General features: G+C 72.2%; 11 protein-coding genes. 5 read left to right on the forward strand and 6 right to left on the reverse strand.

Annotated features, from left to right (window positions below):
* The first annotated feature begins 55 nt into the window (after nt 1-55).
* Both H6726_18225 and H6726_18230 read left to right on the forward strand, forming a co-directional pair.
* Nucleotides 56-2425, forward strand: coding sequence for a hypothetical protein (locus tag H6726_18225; protein ID MCB9659589.1), 2370 nt, complete (start codon nt 56-58; stop codon nt 2423-2425).
* 111 nt (nt 2426-2536) lie between these two features.
* Entirely contained in the window at nt 2537-3745 is a 1209-nt protein-coding gene (locus H6726_18230) for a Fic family protein (GenBank protein MCB9659590.1), read from the forward strand.
* A gap of 18 nt (nt 3746-3763) precedes the next feature.
* On the opposite strand, the gene H6726_18235 is transcribed toward H6726_18230, so the two are convergent.
* The 5 genes from H6726_18235 to H6726_18255 form a co-directional block, all read right to left on the reverse strand.
* A complete protein-coding gene (locus H6726_18235) occupies nt 3764-5431 on the reverse strand; it encodes a c-type cytochrome (protein ID MCB9659591.1) in 1668 nt (555 codons plus the stop codon).
* 66 nt (nt 5432-5497) lie between these two features.
* Nucleotides 5498-6643, reverse strand: a complete 1146-nt coding sequence (locus H6726_18240; protein ID MCB9659592.1) for a hypothetical protein — start codon at nt 6641-6643, stop codon at nt 5498-5500.
* 67 nt (nt 6644-6710) lie between these two features.
* Nucleotides 6711-7193, reverse strand: coding sequence for an RNA polymerase sigma factor (locus H6726_18245; GenBank protein ID MCB9659593.1), 483 nt, complete (start codon nt 7191-7193; stop codon nt 6711-6713).
* Nucleotides 7194-7476: 283 nt separating this feature from the next.
* Nucleotides 7477-9156 (reverse strand): hypothetical protein, encoded by a 1680-nt coding sequence (locus H6726_18250; GenBank protein ID MCB9659594.1) that lies wholly within the window; start codon nt 9154-9156, stop codon nt 7477-7479.
* Nucleotides 9157-9444: 288 nt separating this feature from the next.
* Nucleotides 9445-11814 (reverse strand): excinuclease ABC subunit UvrA, encoded by a 2370-nt coding sequence (locus H6726_18255; GenBank protein ID MCB9659595.1) that lies wholly within the window; start codon nt 11812-11814, stop codon nt 9445-9447.
* A 155-nt stretch (nt 11815-11969) separates the two neighbouring features.
* Here H6726_18255 and H6726_18260 point away from each other — a divergent pair, with 155 nt between their 5' ends.
* A complete protein-coding gene (locus H6726_18260; protein MCB9659596.1) occupies nt 11970-12458 on the forward strand; it encodes a winged helix-turn-helix transcriptional regulator in 489 nt (162 codons plus the stop codon).
* Nucleotides 12455-12820, forward strand: coding sequence for a hypothetical protein (locus H6726_18265; GenBank protein MCB9659597.1), 366 nt, complete (start codon nt 12455-12457; stop codon nt 12818-12820). Before H6726_18260 ends, H6726_18265 begins: the two co-directional genes overlap by 4 nt.
* 544 nt (nt 12821-13364) lie before the next feature.
* Here the strand turns inward: H6726_18265 and H6726_18270 are convergent.
* Nucleotides 13365-14876, reverse strand: a complete 1512-nt coding sequence (locus H6726_18270; protein ID MCB9659598.1) for an amino acid permease — start codon at nt 14874-14876, stop codon at nt 13365-13367.
* Nucleotides 14877-15094: 218 nt separating this feature from the next.
* Between H6726_18270 and rsgA the strand changes: the two genes are divergently transcribed.
* On the forward strand, nt 15095-16213 hold the full coding sequence (gene rsgA / locus H6726_18275) for a ribosome small subunit-dependent GTPase A (GenBank protein MCB9659599.1): 1119 nt from the start codon (nt 15095-15097) through the stop codon (nt 16211-16213).
* The last annotated feature ends 9 nt before the right edge of the window (nt 16214-16222 follow it).

The following is a 16222-nucleotide window of genomic DNA, read 5'->3' on the forward strand; positions in this document are numbered from 1 at the left end:
CGCGGCCGACACTGCCTCCTCGATGAGGCGCTGTCTCGTCGAAGGAGCGTGGCGCATGGGTGGCATGGTGCGGATGGATGGGTCGGTGGTCGGGTGGTGGCGCGCGGTGTGGCTCATGGCCCTCGCGCTGCTCCCGTGGGTGTCGGGGTGCGGCAACGGGGGCATGGCGCCCGAGTGCGTGCAGGCCGCCGACTGCGACGACGACGACCCGTGCACGCGTGACACGTGCAGCGACGCGGGCGAGTGCGCCTACAGCGCGGCTGCCGATGGAGGGGCCTGCGACGACGGGCTCTACTGCACCGACGGGGACACCTGCTTTGCGGGGAGCTGTCGTGGCGGCACGGCGAGCCCCTGCGGGGGGGACACCCTGATCTGCAGCGAGTCCCTCGGCGCGTGCGTCGCGTGCGTGGGCGACAGCGACTGCCCGGTGGACGAGCTGTTCTGCAACGGCGCACCGTCGTGCGTGAACAACGCGTGCGTCACGTCGGGCGACCCGTGCGCTTCGTCCGCGACGACGCCCGTGTGCGACGACGCGCTGGACATGTGCGTGGCGTGCCGCGAGGCGAGCGACTGCGACGACGAGAATCCGTGCACCGACGACGCGTGCGGGAACGACGGCGCGTGTACCCACACGGCCAACGACACGAACCCCTGCGACGACGACGGAGACCTGTGCAACGGCGCCGAGAGCTGCGTCGCGGGCGTGTGCACCTCGGACGGGGTCGACCCGTGCACGGGGGGGTCGCTGCCCTACTGCGACACCGCGACCAACGCCTGCGTGGCCTGCACCGACGCGGCCCACTGCGTCGACGGCGCGTTCTGCAATGGGGCCGAGCGCTGCGTGGCTGGCAGCTGCGAGCCCGCGCTGGAGGTGGCCTGCGCGGACGCTGTGAACGGCTGCGACGAGGGGCGTGACGTGTGCCTGGACTGCCACCTCGGCAGCGACTGCCACGATGGCGACGCGTGCACCACGGACGTGTGCCGCGGCGGCTCGTGCGAGCACGGTCCATGTCCGATGGGCACCACGTGCATGAGCGGTGTGTGCCGGGGCTGCACGAGCGCGGGCGACTGCGACGACGGCAACCCATGCACCACGGACAGCTGCAACACGGGCACGGGCGAGTGCGGCTGGACCGACGCGTCGAACGGCACCCCCTGCGACGACGGCGTGTTCTGCACCGCGCCGGGAGCCTCGTGCCTGGCTGGCACCTGCTTCCCCATGAACGGCGCCACCTGCGGCGGGACCACGCCCATCTGCGACGAGGGCGGGGAGACGTGCCTGGGGTGCGCCACGGCCAGCGACTGCGACGACGGGAACGCGTGCACCACGGACGTGTGCAACGTGGACGGGTCGTGCAGCCGCACGCCGGTGGTGTGCGCGGACGACGGCATGGCCTGCACCATCACGCACTGCGACCGCGCGCTCGGGTGCGTCTCGACCTCCATGCGCGACATGCTGGTGGCGCTGCAGTTCCGCAGCACGGACACCATCCTCAGCGTGCGCGGCAACGCCCCGAGCGTGACGGTTCAGAGCGGGCTCTACCTGTGCACGGGACCCGGAACGTGTGTGGCTGCGCCGGGCCCGGTGAACTTCCCTACCGAGGGCACCATCGACCTGCCTCTGAGCTTCGCGCTGAGCACGCTGCCCGAGCTGAGCGGCGGCGAGCTGGCACTGTCCACCGCGAGCGACGGCAGCGAGGTGTGCGACTACGTCCGCTGGAGCGACAGCATGTCGGCGCCCGCGACGGCGCTGGGGCTGGCCGCGGCGAGCCAGGGAGAGTGGGACGGCGGCGTGGTGGACACCTCGACCGCGCCCGCCGCGCCGCCCACGCCCGGCATCTGCTGGCTGGACGTGTGGGGTGGCGGAGCGCCCACGGCAGGGAACGACGCGGCGAGCGACTGGGGCTACTGCCCGCACTGCGGGGACTGCCGCGACGCGGACCCGTGCACGTACGACTACTGTGACGACCAGACCATGCTGTGCGTGCACGACGACGCGCTGCGCGAGGCGCTCGCCGGCATCGACTTCGACGGCGACACCGTCTCGCTGCGCAACACGTCGAGCGCGGTGGCCGAGCTGCCGCTGGCCGTGGGCGTCTGCACGGCACCCGACATGGCCAGCTGCGAGGTGACGACGGGCAGCATCGGCGCGGCGGGGCTCTCCGTGGAGCTCACCCAGGACCTCGTGAACTCCTCCGGGGAGCTCGCGCTGATGGTCATGGCCGGCCCCGGCGGCTTCCAGCTGTGCGACTACGCGCGCTGGTCGGGTGGCGCGGCGGCGCCCTCCACGGCGCTGGGCACGGAAGCGGAGAGCAGCGGCGAGTGGACCGCTGCGACGGCGATCGACTCCACCGGCGCGAGCGCTGTGGTGCACGCGGGTGGGTCGCCGAACAGCAGCGCTGCGGCGTGGAGCAGCGCGCCGTAGCGACGGACGGTGCGAACACGCCAAAGAACGCGCCAAAGAATTCGCCAATAGCTTGTCGACGACGCGACACAGTGACATCATTATGTACACTTACGCGATACCGAACGCGCCATGGGAACTCGCCAATCATTGCCCGCCTCCGGCTCACCCGCCGCCATCCAGCCAGCGCGCTACGCGGGGCCTCGGCGTGCCGCTCTTGCGGACGCGGCGGCGGTGCTGCGCGAGGAGGCGGCGGCGCTCGGCGCCCCGTTGGTGCCTGCGGCGGCCCACGCTCTCGCTGAAGTCGTCGACCGCGTGCGCGTGTACTCGTCGGGGCGCATCGAAGGGCACGACACCACCATCGCCGAGATCGAGGCCGTGGCGCGCGGCGAGTTCGCGGCGGACCCGGTGCGACGCGACAAGCAGCAGGAGGCGTTGGCAGGGCTCGAGACGATGTCGCTGCTGCGCGCGGCGGTGCCGCGTGACGCGGGGCCCGACAGCGCCGAGCTGCTCGCTTGGCTGTACGCGAGTGATCGGCCCGCCGCGATTCACCGTGAGTACACGGCGCGCATCCCCGCGCCGCTGCGGACCTACACCACGCGCGACGGCGTGGCCCACGCGCTCGTGCCGGGAGAGCTGCGTCACCTGGTCGTGAGCGTCGGGCAGCACGTCGCGCCTCCCCCCGAGGCCGTCACGGAGCAGCTGCGCACCTGGGCACAGGCCTATCGCATGGCCACGGACCGCCCGGGGCGGGTGCTGGACGCGCTCGCCAGCCACCACCGACTGCTGTTCATCCACCCGTTCCTCGACGGCAACGGGCGCGTCGCGCGGCTGCACACCGAGCTGACGCTGGAGTCCATCGGGGTGCGCGGCGGCGGCTTGTGGTCCGCGTCGGCCGCCATGCTCAAGGACCGCGACGGCTACATGCAGGCGCTCGCGGCGGCGTCGCGCACGCGCGCCGGAGACTTGGACGGCCGCGGCAACCTCTCGCAGCAGGGCCTAGAGGCGTGGCTGCGTTGGGCCCTCGACCGCTGCACGGCAGAGGTGCGCGCGATGCAGCACGTGGCACGCGCGTGCCCAGACAACATCGAGCGCTGGGCACGGGACCAGGGCGCCGACGCACGCACCGTGGCTGTCATCGGGGCCGTGTGGCGCAGCGGCGAGCTCTCTCGCGCGGAGGCGCTGGGCACGACGGGTGCCAGCGGTCGCACCGCGTCTCGGCTCGTCGGCGAGGCCACACGTCTGGGTGTCGTGACGGCGGACACCCACCGCGCGCCGCTCCGTCCCGCCATCCCGCGGGAGGCCGTCGCCTCGCTGGGGCAGCTCTACCCACGCGGATAGCGGCCGCGCGAACAGCGCTCAGAGCGTCTTCAGGAACTCCAGCAGGTCGGCCAGGGCCTCGGGGTCGCTGCCCCAGTCACGGCCGAGGAACATGAGCGTGTCGTGCCCGCCGTTGGAGCGGCCGGTGCGGGTCGTGTCGTAAGCGTGCGCGTATGGGTCGTTCACGCGCGAGGGCTGCCACTCGAAGCCGACGTCGCTCGTGTTGTAGTGCGTGGCGCCGCGCATGAACGAGGTGGGGCGCGACGATGGTACGAGCAGGTGGCGCAGCGTGGGCACCGACCCGTTGTGCAGGTAGGGCGCGCGCGCCCACAGACCTTGGAGCGGCAGCGCCAGGTAGCCGAGGCGGTTGGGGTCCGACACGGGCACGAGGATCTCCGCGTCGGTGGCCGCGCACAGCGTGCTGTCCGTGCAGGCCGAGCGCAGCGCCTGCAAGAGACGCGTGCGGCCCGCCGTGGTGATGGCGTGCGCGCGGTTCGGGTCGGTGCCGGTCACGGCCGGCGGGTACACGGTGTTCGCGCCCGGGTAGTGGCAGCTGGCGCAGTGCCCCTGGAACAGCGCAGCCCCGCGAGCCGCGCGCACGCCGTCGACGGGGAACGGGTACGGCGGAGGCGGCAGGTCGCGCGAGAACTCGGCCACCACGGCGGAGGGCTCGAAGTTGACCGCGAAGCCGAAGCCCACGGCGCCCACCGAGGCCGCGAGGTTGCGGTAGATGGCGTGCGGCATGCTGCCGTCCCACTCGGCCGCGGGGCGGTCGCGCTGGAGCCAGATGCTCATCACGTCGGCCTCGGCCGGGTTGGGCGGCATGATGGCGTCGAGCGTGGCGTCCGTCCCCGGGAGCAGCGCCTCGGGTAGCGTCTGCATGGCGAAGATGACCGCGAACGAGTCGAAGTAGCCGGGCCGGTCCAGAGCGAACGGGTCGGGCGCGTTCGCGTTGCGCGCGGTGCTGAACGTGAAGTCCAGCAGGACGCGCTCCTCCACCTGCCGACGCAGCTGGAGCGCCGTGCGCACCGTGGCCCCCGGGATGCCCGCGCCGAGGTCGTTCCAGCGCGGGTCTTCGGCGCTCTGCTCGAACGCGTTGAAGATGGCGTTCATGCGTGTGTTGGGGGCGCCGAACAGCAGGCGGTCCACTCCGTCGGGGCCCACCACGCGGCCCACGTGGCACGTGCCACACGCGATGACCGCGTAGTCCACCCCGGCGGAGCGGAAGGGGGCGATGCCGAGCGGAAGCGGGTTGCTGGGGTCGTACAGGTCCGGCCCGAGGCCCACGGCCGCGAACTTCTCCTCGGGTGGGCCCCAGATGTCGGGCATGACCTCGGAGAAGCGGTCCACCGCGCGTCGCGGCACGCCGAAGCCGCCGAGGGGCGCGTAGAGCATGGTGCGCAGCGCGGCCTCGTTGTCGCTCAGGTAGGTATCGAGGGCGGCCTGCCGGCGCGCGCGCTCCTGCTCCCACCACGCGTAGCGGTCGACACCCTGGTCTGCGGGTGGGCCGCCGTCGTTGGCGGCGGCGTCGGTCGCGGCGTCATCCCGAACCGTCGCGTCGGACGTGCTCCCGTCCGCCGACACGGACGCGTCCGGCACGGGCCCCGCGTCGGCGCAGCCGCCCAGCGGCGTGAGGAGCAGCATGGCGACCAGCACCCGCGGGCAAACACGGCGTGAGCTGACGTGGGGGATGGAGGGGGGACGCATGAGAAACAATAGTATGACTACTGTCTCTTGATATCAAGGGTGGCGAAGGCGCGCGGTGAGGGGCGCTCATCCCCCATCTCCCACGAGTGATTCGGGTGCGGAGGGGCCCATGGCACCGAGGCGCACCCACACGGCCAGGCTGCCTTCCGCTTGGAACTGAGGAGCGGTGTGCAGCGCACCCAGCCCCATGATGTTGAGCCGGGCGCGCAGCAGGTGGACCGCGCCGCCGACCGAGGCGCGCAGCCCCACGCGCGGGTGGAGCTGCAGGGTGACGCCGAGCCCCGCCCACAGCGCGACGTCTGCGGCGTGGTCGACGCGGTCCATGTCCGAGCCGCGCCCTTGCCCGCGCACCCGCCACACGCGCCCGCCACCGCAGCCGGAGAGCGCCCACGCCGCACGCCCCTTCTCGGCGCACACGCCCAGCTCCGCGCCCAACGCGCGCCCGTCCACGCGCACGCCCGACACGGGCGCCGTGCTGGCCGCAGGTCCGGTCCAACGGAACGCCGCCACAACCCCGAGCGAAGCGCGCGGCCGAGGGTGGAAGAGCGCGAGGCCCAACGCGCCGTCCGGGCGCAGCGCGGGGAGCAGGGGCGTGGCAAGCCCGAGCGCTGTGAACGCGTAGAAGCGGAGCGCGGGAGGTGCAGGGTCTCCCGCGAGCGGGCCCTCGTTGGGGTCTCCGGCCACGTCGGGATCGGAGGCAGGGTCGCGTTCGGATGGCACCTCGGGCGACGTCTCCGGGTCACCCGCGCCCACGTCCGGTGGCGGGTCCCCGGCGGCGTCGAGCACGGCCTGCTCCACCTGCTCGAAGGGGACGTCCAACGCGATGGCGGCCAAGAGCACGCTCGCGCTCAGCAGCGCGGCGCAGTCCGGGTCGGTCAGCTCGCGCGCGGTCTCGCCCTCGGGCAACGACGCCAGGAAGTGCAGCGCGAAGCCGTCTGGGTGCGGGACGATCGACACGCGCACCTCGCCGCGCTCACGTTCGGTCGCGGCGAGGACGGGTGCGAAGCGCGCCTCGGCGCCACTCGCCGCGGGGCAGCGAGGAGTGACCTGGACGACCAGCGACGGGCGCGGCCGCGCGGGGTCGGGTGCGTCGTGCCCGGCCGGCGGAGTGGCGGGATCCCCGGTGCCCGTGGGCTGTGCCCCCGCCACGCGCGTGAGCACGAGCGTGAGCGCCACACCGCAGCAGCCCACCAGACAAAGCGCCCGTCGCATGCGCGCGACCGTATGGCGTGAGGCCGCCCGGCCGCAAGCCCAGAGGGAGGCTCGGGCGCCCACGGTCTCAGCTCGCGAGGACGCGCCGGCGGCCCGCGTGGCGAGCCTCCGCGTCCACCCGCTCGAGCGCCGCTCGGACGTCGCGCCGCGCGAGGCGCAGCCGGGAGTACACGGTGTTCACCGGGACACGCAGCGCGCGCGCCAGCTCGGGCGCGGGCACGTCCTCGAGGTCGTGCGCCAGCCACACGCGGCGGCGCTCCGCGTCCAGCTCTTGCGACACGCGCCGGAGCCGGAGCAGCGCGCGGCTCACGTCTGCCGCGTGCGACGGATCGGTGTGCACCCGGGGCTCGGTCGCATCATCGAGGGGCACACCCCGGCGCGCGCGCTTGCGCTCCAGCGCCACACGCCGCGCGATGCCGGTGACCCACGGGCGGACGGGTCGGCTCGGGTCGAAGCGCGAGGCCAGGCTGTGCACGCGCAGCAGCACATCGTGCAGGCAGTCCTCCGCGTCGTCCGGGGGCACACCCCAGCGGCGCAGCTGCGCCAGCAGGTAGCCGCGCTCCGAGCGATAGAGCGCCTCGAGGCCGACAGGCGCGAGGGGGCGCGCGGCGTCGCGCGCGGGAGCGCGAGCGAGCTTGGGCGTGGGTCACGGGGAACGGGCGAGAGAGGGTCCGAGAACGGAGCGCGTCACGCTGGGTGGGTGTGGCTCGACGGGCCCCCTCGTCACTCGTTCTGCATCGGGCGGCACACGGGGCCCACCGTCGGCGCCTATCGCCAGGTGCGCACCGCGTCGAGGCCCGCGCGGGGTTCGCGACGAGCCGAGCGACCGTCGTTCAGCGCAGCGTCACTCCCAGGTAGGCCGCTGGGCGCGTCGCGCCCCCGTCCGCGTAGGCGACCAGCGGCACGGTGCGCACGTCCTCGTTGGAGCTCCCTTGGTAGGCGCGCAGGGCATGGCCCACCGCGATGCCGGCCGCGAAGTCGCGGTGCACGAGCCCGGCCGGGGGGGTCACGTCCACCAGCCGCGTGCCCGTCTGCACGCAGTTGCGGCGGTACTGGATGGTGCCGTCCGGGAGGATGCGGTGGATGCGGTTGGTCTCGGTGCACTGCAGCACGGGCACCTCGACCCGCTGCGTACGGAAGGTCACGCGCACGTCCTCGCCGCGCGGGGTCAGCGTCGCCACCACGCCCTCCACCACGGACGAGCTGTAGTCGCCCACGTCACGCACCCAGCTCACGCCGTCGCGCATGAGCGCGAAGGGGCGCAGCCCGCGCGCCGTGTACGGGAAGCGCGGGTTGTCGCGCACGGCCACGGCGGCCGCGCGGCGCACGGCGTTCAGCGCGGCCACCCGCGGACCGCGCTGGGTCTGCGCGGGCTGCAGCAGCTGGGCCAACGCCACGGCGTGAGCGCGCTCGCCGGCCTCCAGCTCACAGCGGTAGTAGGCGGCGGCCAGCACCGAGCCCGCGGGCGTGTCCACCGAGGCCTCCACGTCTTCTGGGCTCGCCGGGCGCTGCCCCTCGAGGTAGTCGTGCCACGCGCGGCGCAGCTCCGGGGCGCACCCGCGCACGGCCCCGGGGCCGCCTTGAGCCAGACGCAGCTCGAACTCGAAGGCCTGCTCCATGGCGGCGCGGTTCTCGGCGTGCGCGCGGGTCCACTCGGTGAAGGCCGCTTCGCCCAGCGTGGTGACCATCGGGAGCAGCTCGGGCACGCGCGCCCCGAGCGCGCGGAAGGCCGTGTCGTGCAGCTGCGCCAGGCGCTTGGTGCGGAAGAACTGCACGCGCGCGAACACCCGCTCGGTCTCGTCCAGGCGGGACGCGGAGAGCGCCTGCTCGAAGGCGCGCGGATCGAGCGCGAGGGCGTCGTGCCGCACCTGCACCCAGCCGGCGAGCTCTTGGTCGCGCAGCAGGTCGTCGGGGGCGATGCCCGCGCTGCCGAGCGGCCGGGCGTAGGGCGCGCGGTCCCAGGACGCCACGTTCCACACCAGCGCAGCGCGCAGCAGCTCGTCGGGGAGCGCCTCGGCGCGGTCCAGCCAGTAGAGCATCTCGTCCGCCTGCACGCCGCGGTTGCCACACACGAACATGCCCACCGCGCTGCGGGCCGCGCGCTCAGGCGCTGGCATGGTGGTGTCCTGCGCGTAGCCGGCGCAGCGCAGCTCGGCCCGGCGGTCGCTCGCGGTCAGCGCGTAGCCCAGCAGCGCGTCGAGCGCGGTGTCGGGCATGTCGGTCTCGTTCACGAGCAGCTGCCGGTAGGCGGCCAGCCACGCCTGCTGGTGCGCGTCGCGGGGGAACGAGCACGCGAAGCGCGCCGCGAAGGTGAGGTCGCCCAGGTCGTGCGCGGGCTTGAAGTTGGTGCTGCCACCCTCCGCCAGCCGGCGCAGGTTGAGCACGTCGCGCAGCTTGTTCTCACGCGCCTCACGCGCCTCGAGGGGCTCGAAGCCGGGTCTGCAGAAGCCCGGCGCGGCGGGCGCGACGGTGCGCACCCCGTTCGCGGCGCGCAGGCGCAGGGCGTCGGGCACGGGCGGGACCTCTTGTGCGCGGGCCCGGGGCGCAAAGGACGCGCACAGCAGAAGGGCGCCCAGCGCTCCCAGCGCACTCAGCATCGACTGACGTGCGACGCGCGGGCGGCCCGGCACCGATGTGTGAGCGAACGGACCATGTTCAGCGGGCTGCGAACGGAGAGCCGACAGCGAGCGCGGAGCGCGTGGGGCGCAGAGGAGCGAGTGTGTACCCATGCCCCTCTTGCGGCGGGCGACCGGGACCCGTCACGAATTCGACACGGCTCCGCACGGCCTCACACCCGAGGCTCAGCCCCGCGCGCCCACGAACCCCGCCAGGTGCTGTCCCGTCAGGGTCTCCGCGCCCGCCACCAGGTCGGCGGGCGGCCCCTCGAACACCACGCGCCCACCGTCGTGCCCCGCCCCTGGACCCAGGTCCACGATCCAGTCCGCGTGCGCCATGACCGCCAGGTGATGCTCGATGACGATCACCGACTTGCCGCTGTCCACCAGCGTGTCGAGCATACGCAGCAGCACGGCGATGTCCGCCAGGTGCAGCCCGACGGTGGGCTCGTCGAGCACGTACACGCCCCCCTCGGCGCCCATGTGCGTCGCCAGCTTGAGTCGCTGCCGTTCGCCGCCCGACAGCGTGGGCAGCGGCTGACCGAGGCGCAGGTACCCGAGGCCCACCTCCTGGAGTCGGCGCAGGATGGAGAGGGCCTGCGGGACGCGCGTGGCCTTGCTCCCGAAGAACACCCGCGCGTCGTCGACCGAAAGGTCCAGCACGTCCGCGATGCTCAGCTCGCCCAGGCGGTGCGACAGCACGGACGCCTCGAAACGGCGGCCCTCGCAGTCCTCACAGACACTCGACACGCCCGCCATCATGCCCAGGTCCGTGTAGATGACCCCGGCGCCGTTGCACGTCGGGCAGGCTCCCTCGGAGTTGGCGCTGAACAGCGCGGGCTTCACCCCGTTGGCCTTCGCGAACGCCTTGCGGATGGGGTCGAGCAGCCCCGTGTAGGTGGCCGGGTTGCTGCGGCGTGAGCCGCCGATGGCGCCCTGGTCGATGCTGACCACCCCCTCGCGTCCGCTGACGGAGCCCTCGATCAGCGTGCTCTTGCCCGACCCCGCCACCCCCGTCACCACCACCAACACGCCGAGCGGGATGTCCACGCTGACGTCTTTCAGGTTGTGACCGTTGGCGCCGCGCACCTCGAGCCACCCGGAGGGCGTGCGCACCGTCGGCTTCAGGGACGCGCGGTCGCCCAGGTGGCGCCCCGTCAGCGTGCCGCTCTCCCGCAGCCCCGCGACCGACCCGCTGAAGACCACCTCGCCCCCCGCCACACCAGCGCCAGGCCCGAGGTCCACCACGTGGTCGGCCAGCGAGATGACCTCGGGCTTGTGCTCCACCACCAGCACGGTGTTGCCCTTGTCGCGCAGCTGCAGCAGCAGCGCGTTCATGCGCTCGATGTCGTGCGGGTGCAGCCCGATGGTGGGCTCGTCGAACACGTAGGTCACGTCGGTCAGCGACGAGCCCAGGTGGCGGATCATCTTGGTGCGCTGCGCCTCACCGCCCGAGAGCGTGCCGCTGCCACGGTCCAGGCTGAGGTAGCCGAGGCCGATGTCCACAAAGGAGTCGAGCGTGTGTCGCAGCGCCGTGAGCAGCGGCGCGACGCGTTCGTCCTCGATGCCACGGGCCCACACCGCGAGGTCGCTGATCTGCATGGCGCACGCCTCCGCGATGTTGATGCCGGCCACCTTTGCCGAGCGCGCGCCCTCGTTGAGGCGGGTCCCCTGGCACGCGGGGCAGGTGTCGAAGGTCACGGCCCGCTCCACGAACGCGCGGATGTGCGGCTGCAGCGCTTCCTTGTCCTTGGACAGGAACGACTTCTGCACGCGCGGCACCAGGCCCTCGTAGGTCAGGTTCGCGTTCGACACGCGCACCTTGGTGGGCTCCTTGTACAAGAAGTCCTGCCGCTCCTGCGTGCTGTAGTCGCGGATGGGCTTGTCCCCGTCGAGGAAGCCGGACTGCGCGAAGATGCGTACGTGCCAGCCATCGGCGGTGTAGCCGGGGATGGTGATGGCGCCCTCGTTGAGCGACTTGCTCTCGTCGAAGAGCTGCGCGAGGTCGATGTCGGTCGCGAAGCCGAGCCCCTCGCAGCGCGGGCACATCCCACCCGTCACCGTGAACGAGCGCCGCTCGGTCTTGCCACCCCCCTTGTCGAGGGTGATGGCCCCTGCGCCCGTGACCGAGGGCACGTTGAACGAGAACGCCTTGGGCGACCCCACGTATGGCTGGCCGATGCGACTGAACAGCACGCGCAACATCGCGTCGGCGTCGGTGGCGGTCCCGACCGTGGAGCGCGCGTTCTTCCCCATGCGCTCTTGGTCCACGAGGATGGCGGTGGTCAGGCCCGAGAGTACGTCGACGTCAGGGCGCGAGAGGCTGGGCATGAAGCCCTGCACGAACGCGCTGTAGGTCTCGTTGATCATGCGCTGCGACTCGGCCGCGATGGTGCCGAACACGAGCGATGACTTGCCCGAGCCGGAGACCCCCGTGAACACCGTCAGGCGGCGCTTGGGGATGGCGACGCTCACGTTGCGCAGGTTGTTCTCCCGCGCCCCCTCGACGCGGATCAGGTCGTGCTGGTCGGCGGGATGCGGAGCGTCGGTGCGCATCGACGCGTTCAGCCATCGCGGGCAGCGCTTGTCAACCCAGGCGCGGCGGGGCGCGAGAGACCGCGCCGGCCTACCGCGTGACGAGGAGCCGCGCGCGGTCCACGTGGGCGATGGCGTTGGTTGACAGCATCAACCATTGGCCCCACGCTCGGGTCATGGCACGGATGATGGCGCCCACACGCGGCGAGCAGCTGCGGCCCGAGCTGGATCTCACGCGCACTGTGGGGTACCTCAGCGCGCGCGTGGGGCAGGCCTTCCAGCGCTCGTTGGTCACCAAGCTGCGCGCCGCCGGCTACAGCATCACCGTGGAGGAGTGGCGCCTGATGCGCGCGCTCTGGGCCGAGGACGGCCTGCCGCAGGCGCGCCTGGGGGAGCTCGCGCTCAAGGACAAGGGGCAGCTCAGCCGCATGATCTCGCGCCTGGTGAGTGAGGGCTGGGTCGAGCGGCGCGTGGACCTGGCCGACCGGCGCACGCCGCGCATCCACCTCACCGCGGCGGGCCGCCGGCTGGAGGCCAAGCTGCTGCCCCTGGGAGGCGCCGTGCGCGCCAGCGCCGTGCGTGGCATCGACGAACACACCCTGGCTGCGGCGGTCTCGGCCCTCGAGCAGATGCAGCGCAACCTCGACACGGAGAGCCCCTCATGACGACGCCTCGTCAGTCCATGCCCGAGACCCGCGAGGCCCTGCAAGAGCGCGCCCGCGTGGTCGAGCTCGAGCGCCAGCGCCTGGTGCAGCTGCGCGACGCGGCCGTGCGCGACCGCAACAACGCCGCGAAGCTGAGCGTGCTGGTCATCCTGGCCGTGCCCGCCTTCGTCTTCTGGGGCTTCTGGATCGCGCTGGCCGTGGTCATCCAGGTCATCCTGCTGGTGGTGGGCACCTGGTACATCACGGGCGTCCACATCCTCGAGTACAACGGCAACCTGGTGGACTGCGAGCACGACCAGGTGCTCATCAAGGAGCTGCTGGGACGCGTGGAGGCTGGGGCAGGGCAGGACGCGGCGGGGTGAAGGGGCGGTCTCGAGTCGGGCTGGCTGACTGGGCGACTCTGGACTCGAGGGGATGTGTCGAGCGAGGCCGGCTGACCGGGAGGCCACCAAGGCCAGGCAGCTGGGGTGGTTGATGGTAAGGCTGGTGGCTGATGGTGATGGAGGGCACCAGGCTGAAGCCTGGTGCCCCGGAGCTGCAGCGTTACCTACAAGTCCGCCCCACTACGGGGGCGGACTGGGTGGTCGAGAGCCGCGGAAGGCCGGAGACGCGGTGGCACGTCCGAGATTGCGCACGGCCTGCGTGCATTCGAACGTGCAGACTGGGGTGAGCAACGACCTAGCTCGACACCGAAGCCAACCACGCCGTAGTCCGCCCCCGAAGTGGGGCGGACTTTCAGACAGCCATGCAGCCTGGGGCACCAGGCTTCAGCCTGGTGCCCCCATCACCATCAACCTGACCAAAGCGACCAAAGTCGCCAAGTCCACGACCGTCCGATCAGCAGCCCCACAGCAAGCCGTGGGTCGTGGAGCACCGGGACCCACCCCGACACTCGTGTGTCGGAAGTCACTGAGGCTCTGAGGGCTCACCCGATGCGCCACCCTCGTCGGGCTCGTTGCGCAGCACGCTGTGCTTGGCGCTGTAACCGAAGTAGATGAGCAGGCCGATCCCCAGCCAGCCCACCAGGCGCAGCCAGTTCTCCACCGGCAGCGAGAGCATCAGGAACACGCACATGCCCACGCCCAGCAGCGGCACCACGGGCACCCACGGGCAGCGGAAGGGGCGCGGCAGCTCGGGGTGCGTGCGGCGCAGCACCAGCACGGCCACGCACACCACCACGAACGCGAAGAGCGTGCCGATGTTCACCAGCTCGGCCAGCACGCGCAGCGGCAGCAGGCCGGCCAGCAGCGCCACGAACGCGCCGGTGAGGATGGACGACTTCCACGGTGTGCGGAACTTCTCGTGCACGGCCGAGAAGAAGGACTTGGGCACAAGTCCGTCGCGCGCCATGGCCAGCATCACGCGCGGCTGGCTGAGCATGAGCACCAGCAGCACGGAGGTGATGCCCGCCAGCGCGCCCGCCGCGATGAGCAGCTGCGCCCAGGGCATGCCGATGGCCGCGAACGCCGCGGGGATGGGCGCGTCGATGTCGATCTGGTCGTAGGGGACCATGCCCGTGATGACGGCCGAGACCGCGATGTAGAGCAGGGTGCACAGCACCAGCGAGACGATGATGCCGATGGGCACGTCACGCTGCGGGTTCTTGGCCTCCTCCGCGTGCGTGGAGACCGAGTCGAAGCCGATGTACGCGAAGAAGATGGTGGCCGCGCCCGCCATCATGCCGAGCGGCTCGCCGCCCGCGCCGGTCTGCCCGAACACGTGCCCGAACACCGCGACGCCCGAGTAGCCGAAGGGCGCGAAGGGGGTCCAGTTGGACGTGTCGATGTGCTGCACGCCCACGGCGATGACGAACAGCACGATGCCCAGCTTGACCGCCACCATGACGTTGTTGAACGTCACGCTCTCCTTGATGCCCTTCACGAGCACCACCGTGACCAAGCCCGACACCAGCACCGCGGGCAGGTCCAGCCACGAGCCCGTCGCGGCCAGCTGCCCGGTGGTCGGGTCGTAATCGAAGGGCCCTGTCCGAAACACCTGGGGCAGCTGCGCCCCAAAGATGCCAATCAGGTTCTGGAAGTAGTGCGACCAGCCGTGCGCCACCGTGGCCGACGCCACCGCGTACTCCAGCACCAGGTCCCAGCCGATGATCCACGCCGCCAGCTCGCCCAGCGTGGCGTAGGCGTACGTGTAGGCGGACCCCGCCACCGGCACCATGGCCGCGAACTCCGCGTAGCACAGCGCCGCGAAGACACAGGCCACGCCCGCGAAGGCGTACGACAGCATCACCGCCGGACCCGCCTTGTCGTGCGCCGCCACACCCGTCAGCACGAAGATGCCCGTCCCGATGATGGCCCCCACCCCGAGGCTCGAGAGCGACACAGGCCCCAGCACGCGGTGCAGCCGGTTGTCCCCGGCCATCTCGTCCAGGATCCGCTTGATGGGCTTGCGCGTCGACATGGGCTTTGCCATGGCCGGGACGGTACTCGCGAAGCTGGGCGCGGCGGAAGTCCCCTCGTGCGGCATCGAACAAGGGACGGTCTCGTGGTCGCGGCGCGTTCGACTGTGACGGAGTAACCCCTCATCGAGTCGAGCAGGTATCTCGTGGAAGATGGGTCACGGTCGCACCCGGTTGACGTCCTCCGCCGCGACCACAGACACACGCCTCCTGCGCCGCCATGCCCAGCTCCCCGCCTACCTCCCGTGCCCCCCGCGACACGCTCGCTGCGCTGGCCGCGCTCGGCTTCCGTGACGCGGATGCATCCGCCCACGCCGCACTGGCCCCGGAAGGCGCTCCTGGACGCGTCGTCCGTCGCGAGGGTGCAGAGGTCACGCTCGTCGGCTGCGCCCACGGCGGGCACGCACACGTCCCTGGCCGCCTGCGCGACGATGCGGCGGCTGGCCCGATCGTCACAGGCGACTGGGTCGTCGTCGAGGACGACGCGACCCACGGCACGCCGACTGTGTGCGCCCGGTTGCCGCGGCGCTCCGAGCTCGCGCGCGCTGCGGCCGGAGGGCGCACGGAGCGGCAGGTCATCGCCGCGAACGTCGACCTCGTCTTCGTCGTGATGGGGCTCGACGAAGACTTCCAGCCGCGACGCGTCGAGCGCTACCTCGCGCTTATCGCCGACGCGGGGCTGTTGGCCGTCGTCTTCCTCACCAAGGCGAGCGCATGCGCGGACCGTGACGCCAAGGTCGCGGCTGTCCGGGCCGTCGCCCGCGGTCCCTTCGTGATGGGCGTGCACGCCATTGATGTGGTGGAAGGCTTCGCCACCGACGCCCCGGCAGCCTACCTGGGCCCGGGAACGACCATCGCGCTGGTCGGGTCGTCAGGCGCCGGGAAGTCCACGATCATCAACCACCTCCTCGGCAACGAGCGCATGGCGACGGGCGCGGTCCGCACGAGCGACGGACGCGGGAAGCACACGACCACGCATCGCGAGCTCGTCGCGCTACCGGGCGGCGCGCTCCTCATCGACAACCCCGGGATGCGGGAGCTCTCCCTCTGGCTCGACGGCGACGGCCTGACGCAAGCATTCGCTGATGTCACCTCGGTGGCGCGAGAATGCCGCTTCGGCGACTGCACGCACGGCGACGAACCCGGCTGCGCCGTGCGGAACGCCGTCGCGAGCGGCGCCGTGGACGAGCGCCGGGTCGAGAGCTTTCTGGCGCTGCGCGACGAGGCCGAGGCAACCGAGCGCCGACGCGACGAACAGCGCCGACGCGCGGACGACAAGGCGCGCACGAAGACCTACCGAGCCGTGCAGCGCGAGCAGCGGCGTCGGCGAGGCGAGTAGCACGCGCCA

The sequence above is a fragment of the Sandaracinaceae bacterium genome, from assembly GCA_020633055.1.
Lineage (GTDB): Bacteria > Myxococcota_A > Polyangia > Polyangiales > Houyiibacteriaceae > JADJJE01.

Bases quoted from the DNA above. Each gene is read 5' to 3' on its own strand.
- H6726_18230 (MCB9659590.1), top strand. From the start codon at position 2,537: ATGGGAACTCGCCAATCATTGCCCGCCTCCGGCTCACCCGCCGCCATC.
- H6726_18270 (MCB9659598.1), bottom strand. From the start codon at position 14,876: ATGTCGACGCGCAAGCCCATCAAGCGGATCCTGGACGAGATGGCCGGG.
- rsgA (MCB9659599.1), top strand. From the start codon at position 15,095: ATGCCCAGCTCCCCGCCTACCTCCCGTGCCCCCCGCGACACGCTCGCT.
- H6726_18265 (MCB9659597.1), top strand. From the start codon at position 12,455: ATGACGACGCCTCGTCAGTCCATGCCCGAGACCCGCGAGGCCCTGCAA.
- H6726_18225 (MCB9659589.1), top strand. From the start codon at position 56: ATGGGTGGCATGGTGCGGATGGATGGGTCGGTGGTCGGGTGGTGGCGC.
- H6726_18235 (MCB9659591.1), bottom strand. From the start codon at position 5,431: ATGCGTCCCCCCTCCATCCCCCACGTCAGCTCACGCCGTGTTTGCCCG.
- H6726_18240 (MCB9659592.1), bottom strand. From the start codon at position 6,643: ATGCGACGGGCGCTTTGTCTGGTGGGCTGCTGCGGTGTGGCGCTCACG.
- H6726_18255 (MCB9659595.1), bottom strand. From the start codon at position 11,814: ATGCGCACCGACGCTCCGCATCCCGCCGACCAGCACGACCTGATCCGC.
- H6726_18260 (MCB9659596.1), top strand. From the start codon at position 11,970: ATGGCACGGATGATGGCGCCCACACGCGGCGAGCAGCTGCGGCCCGAG.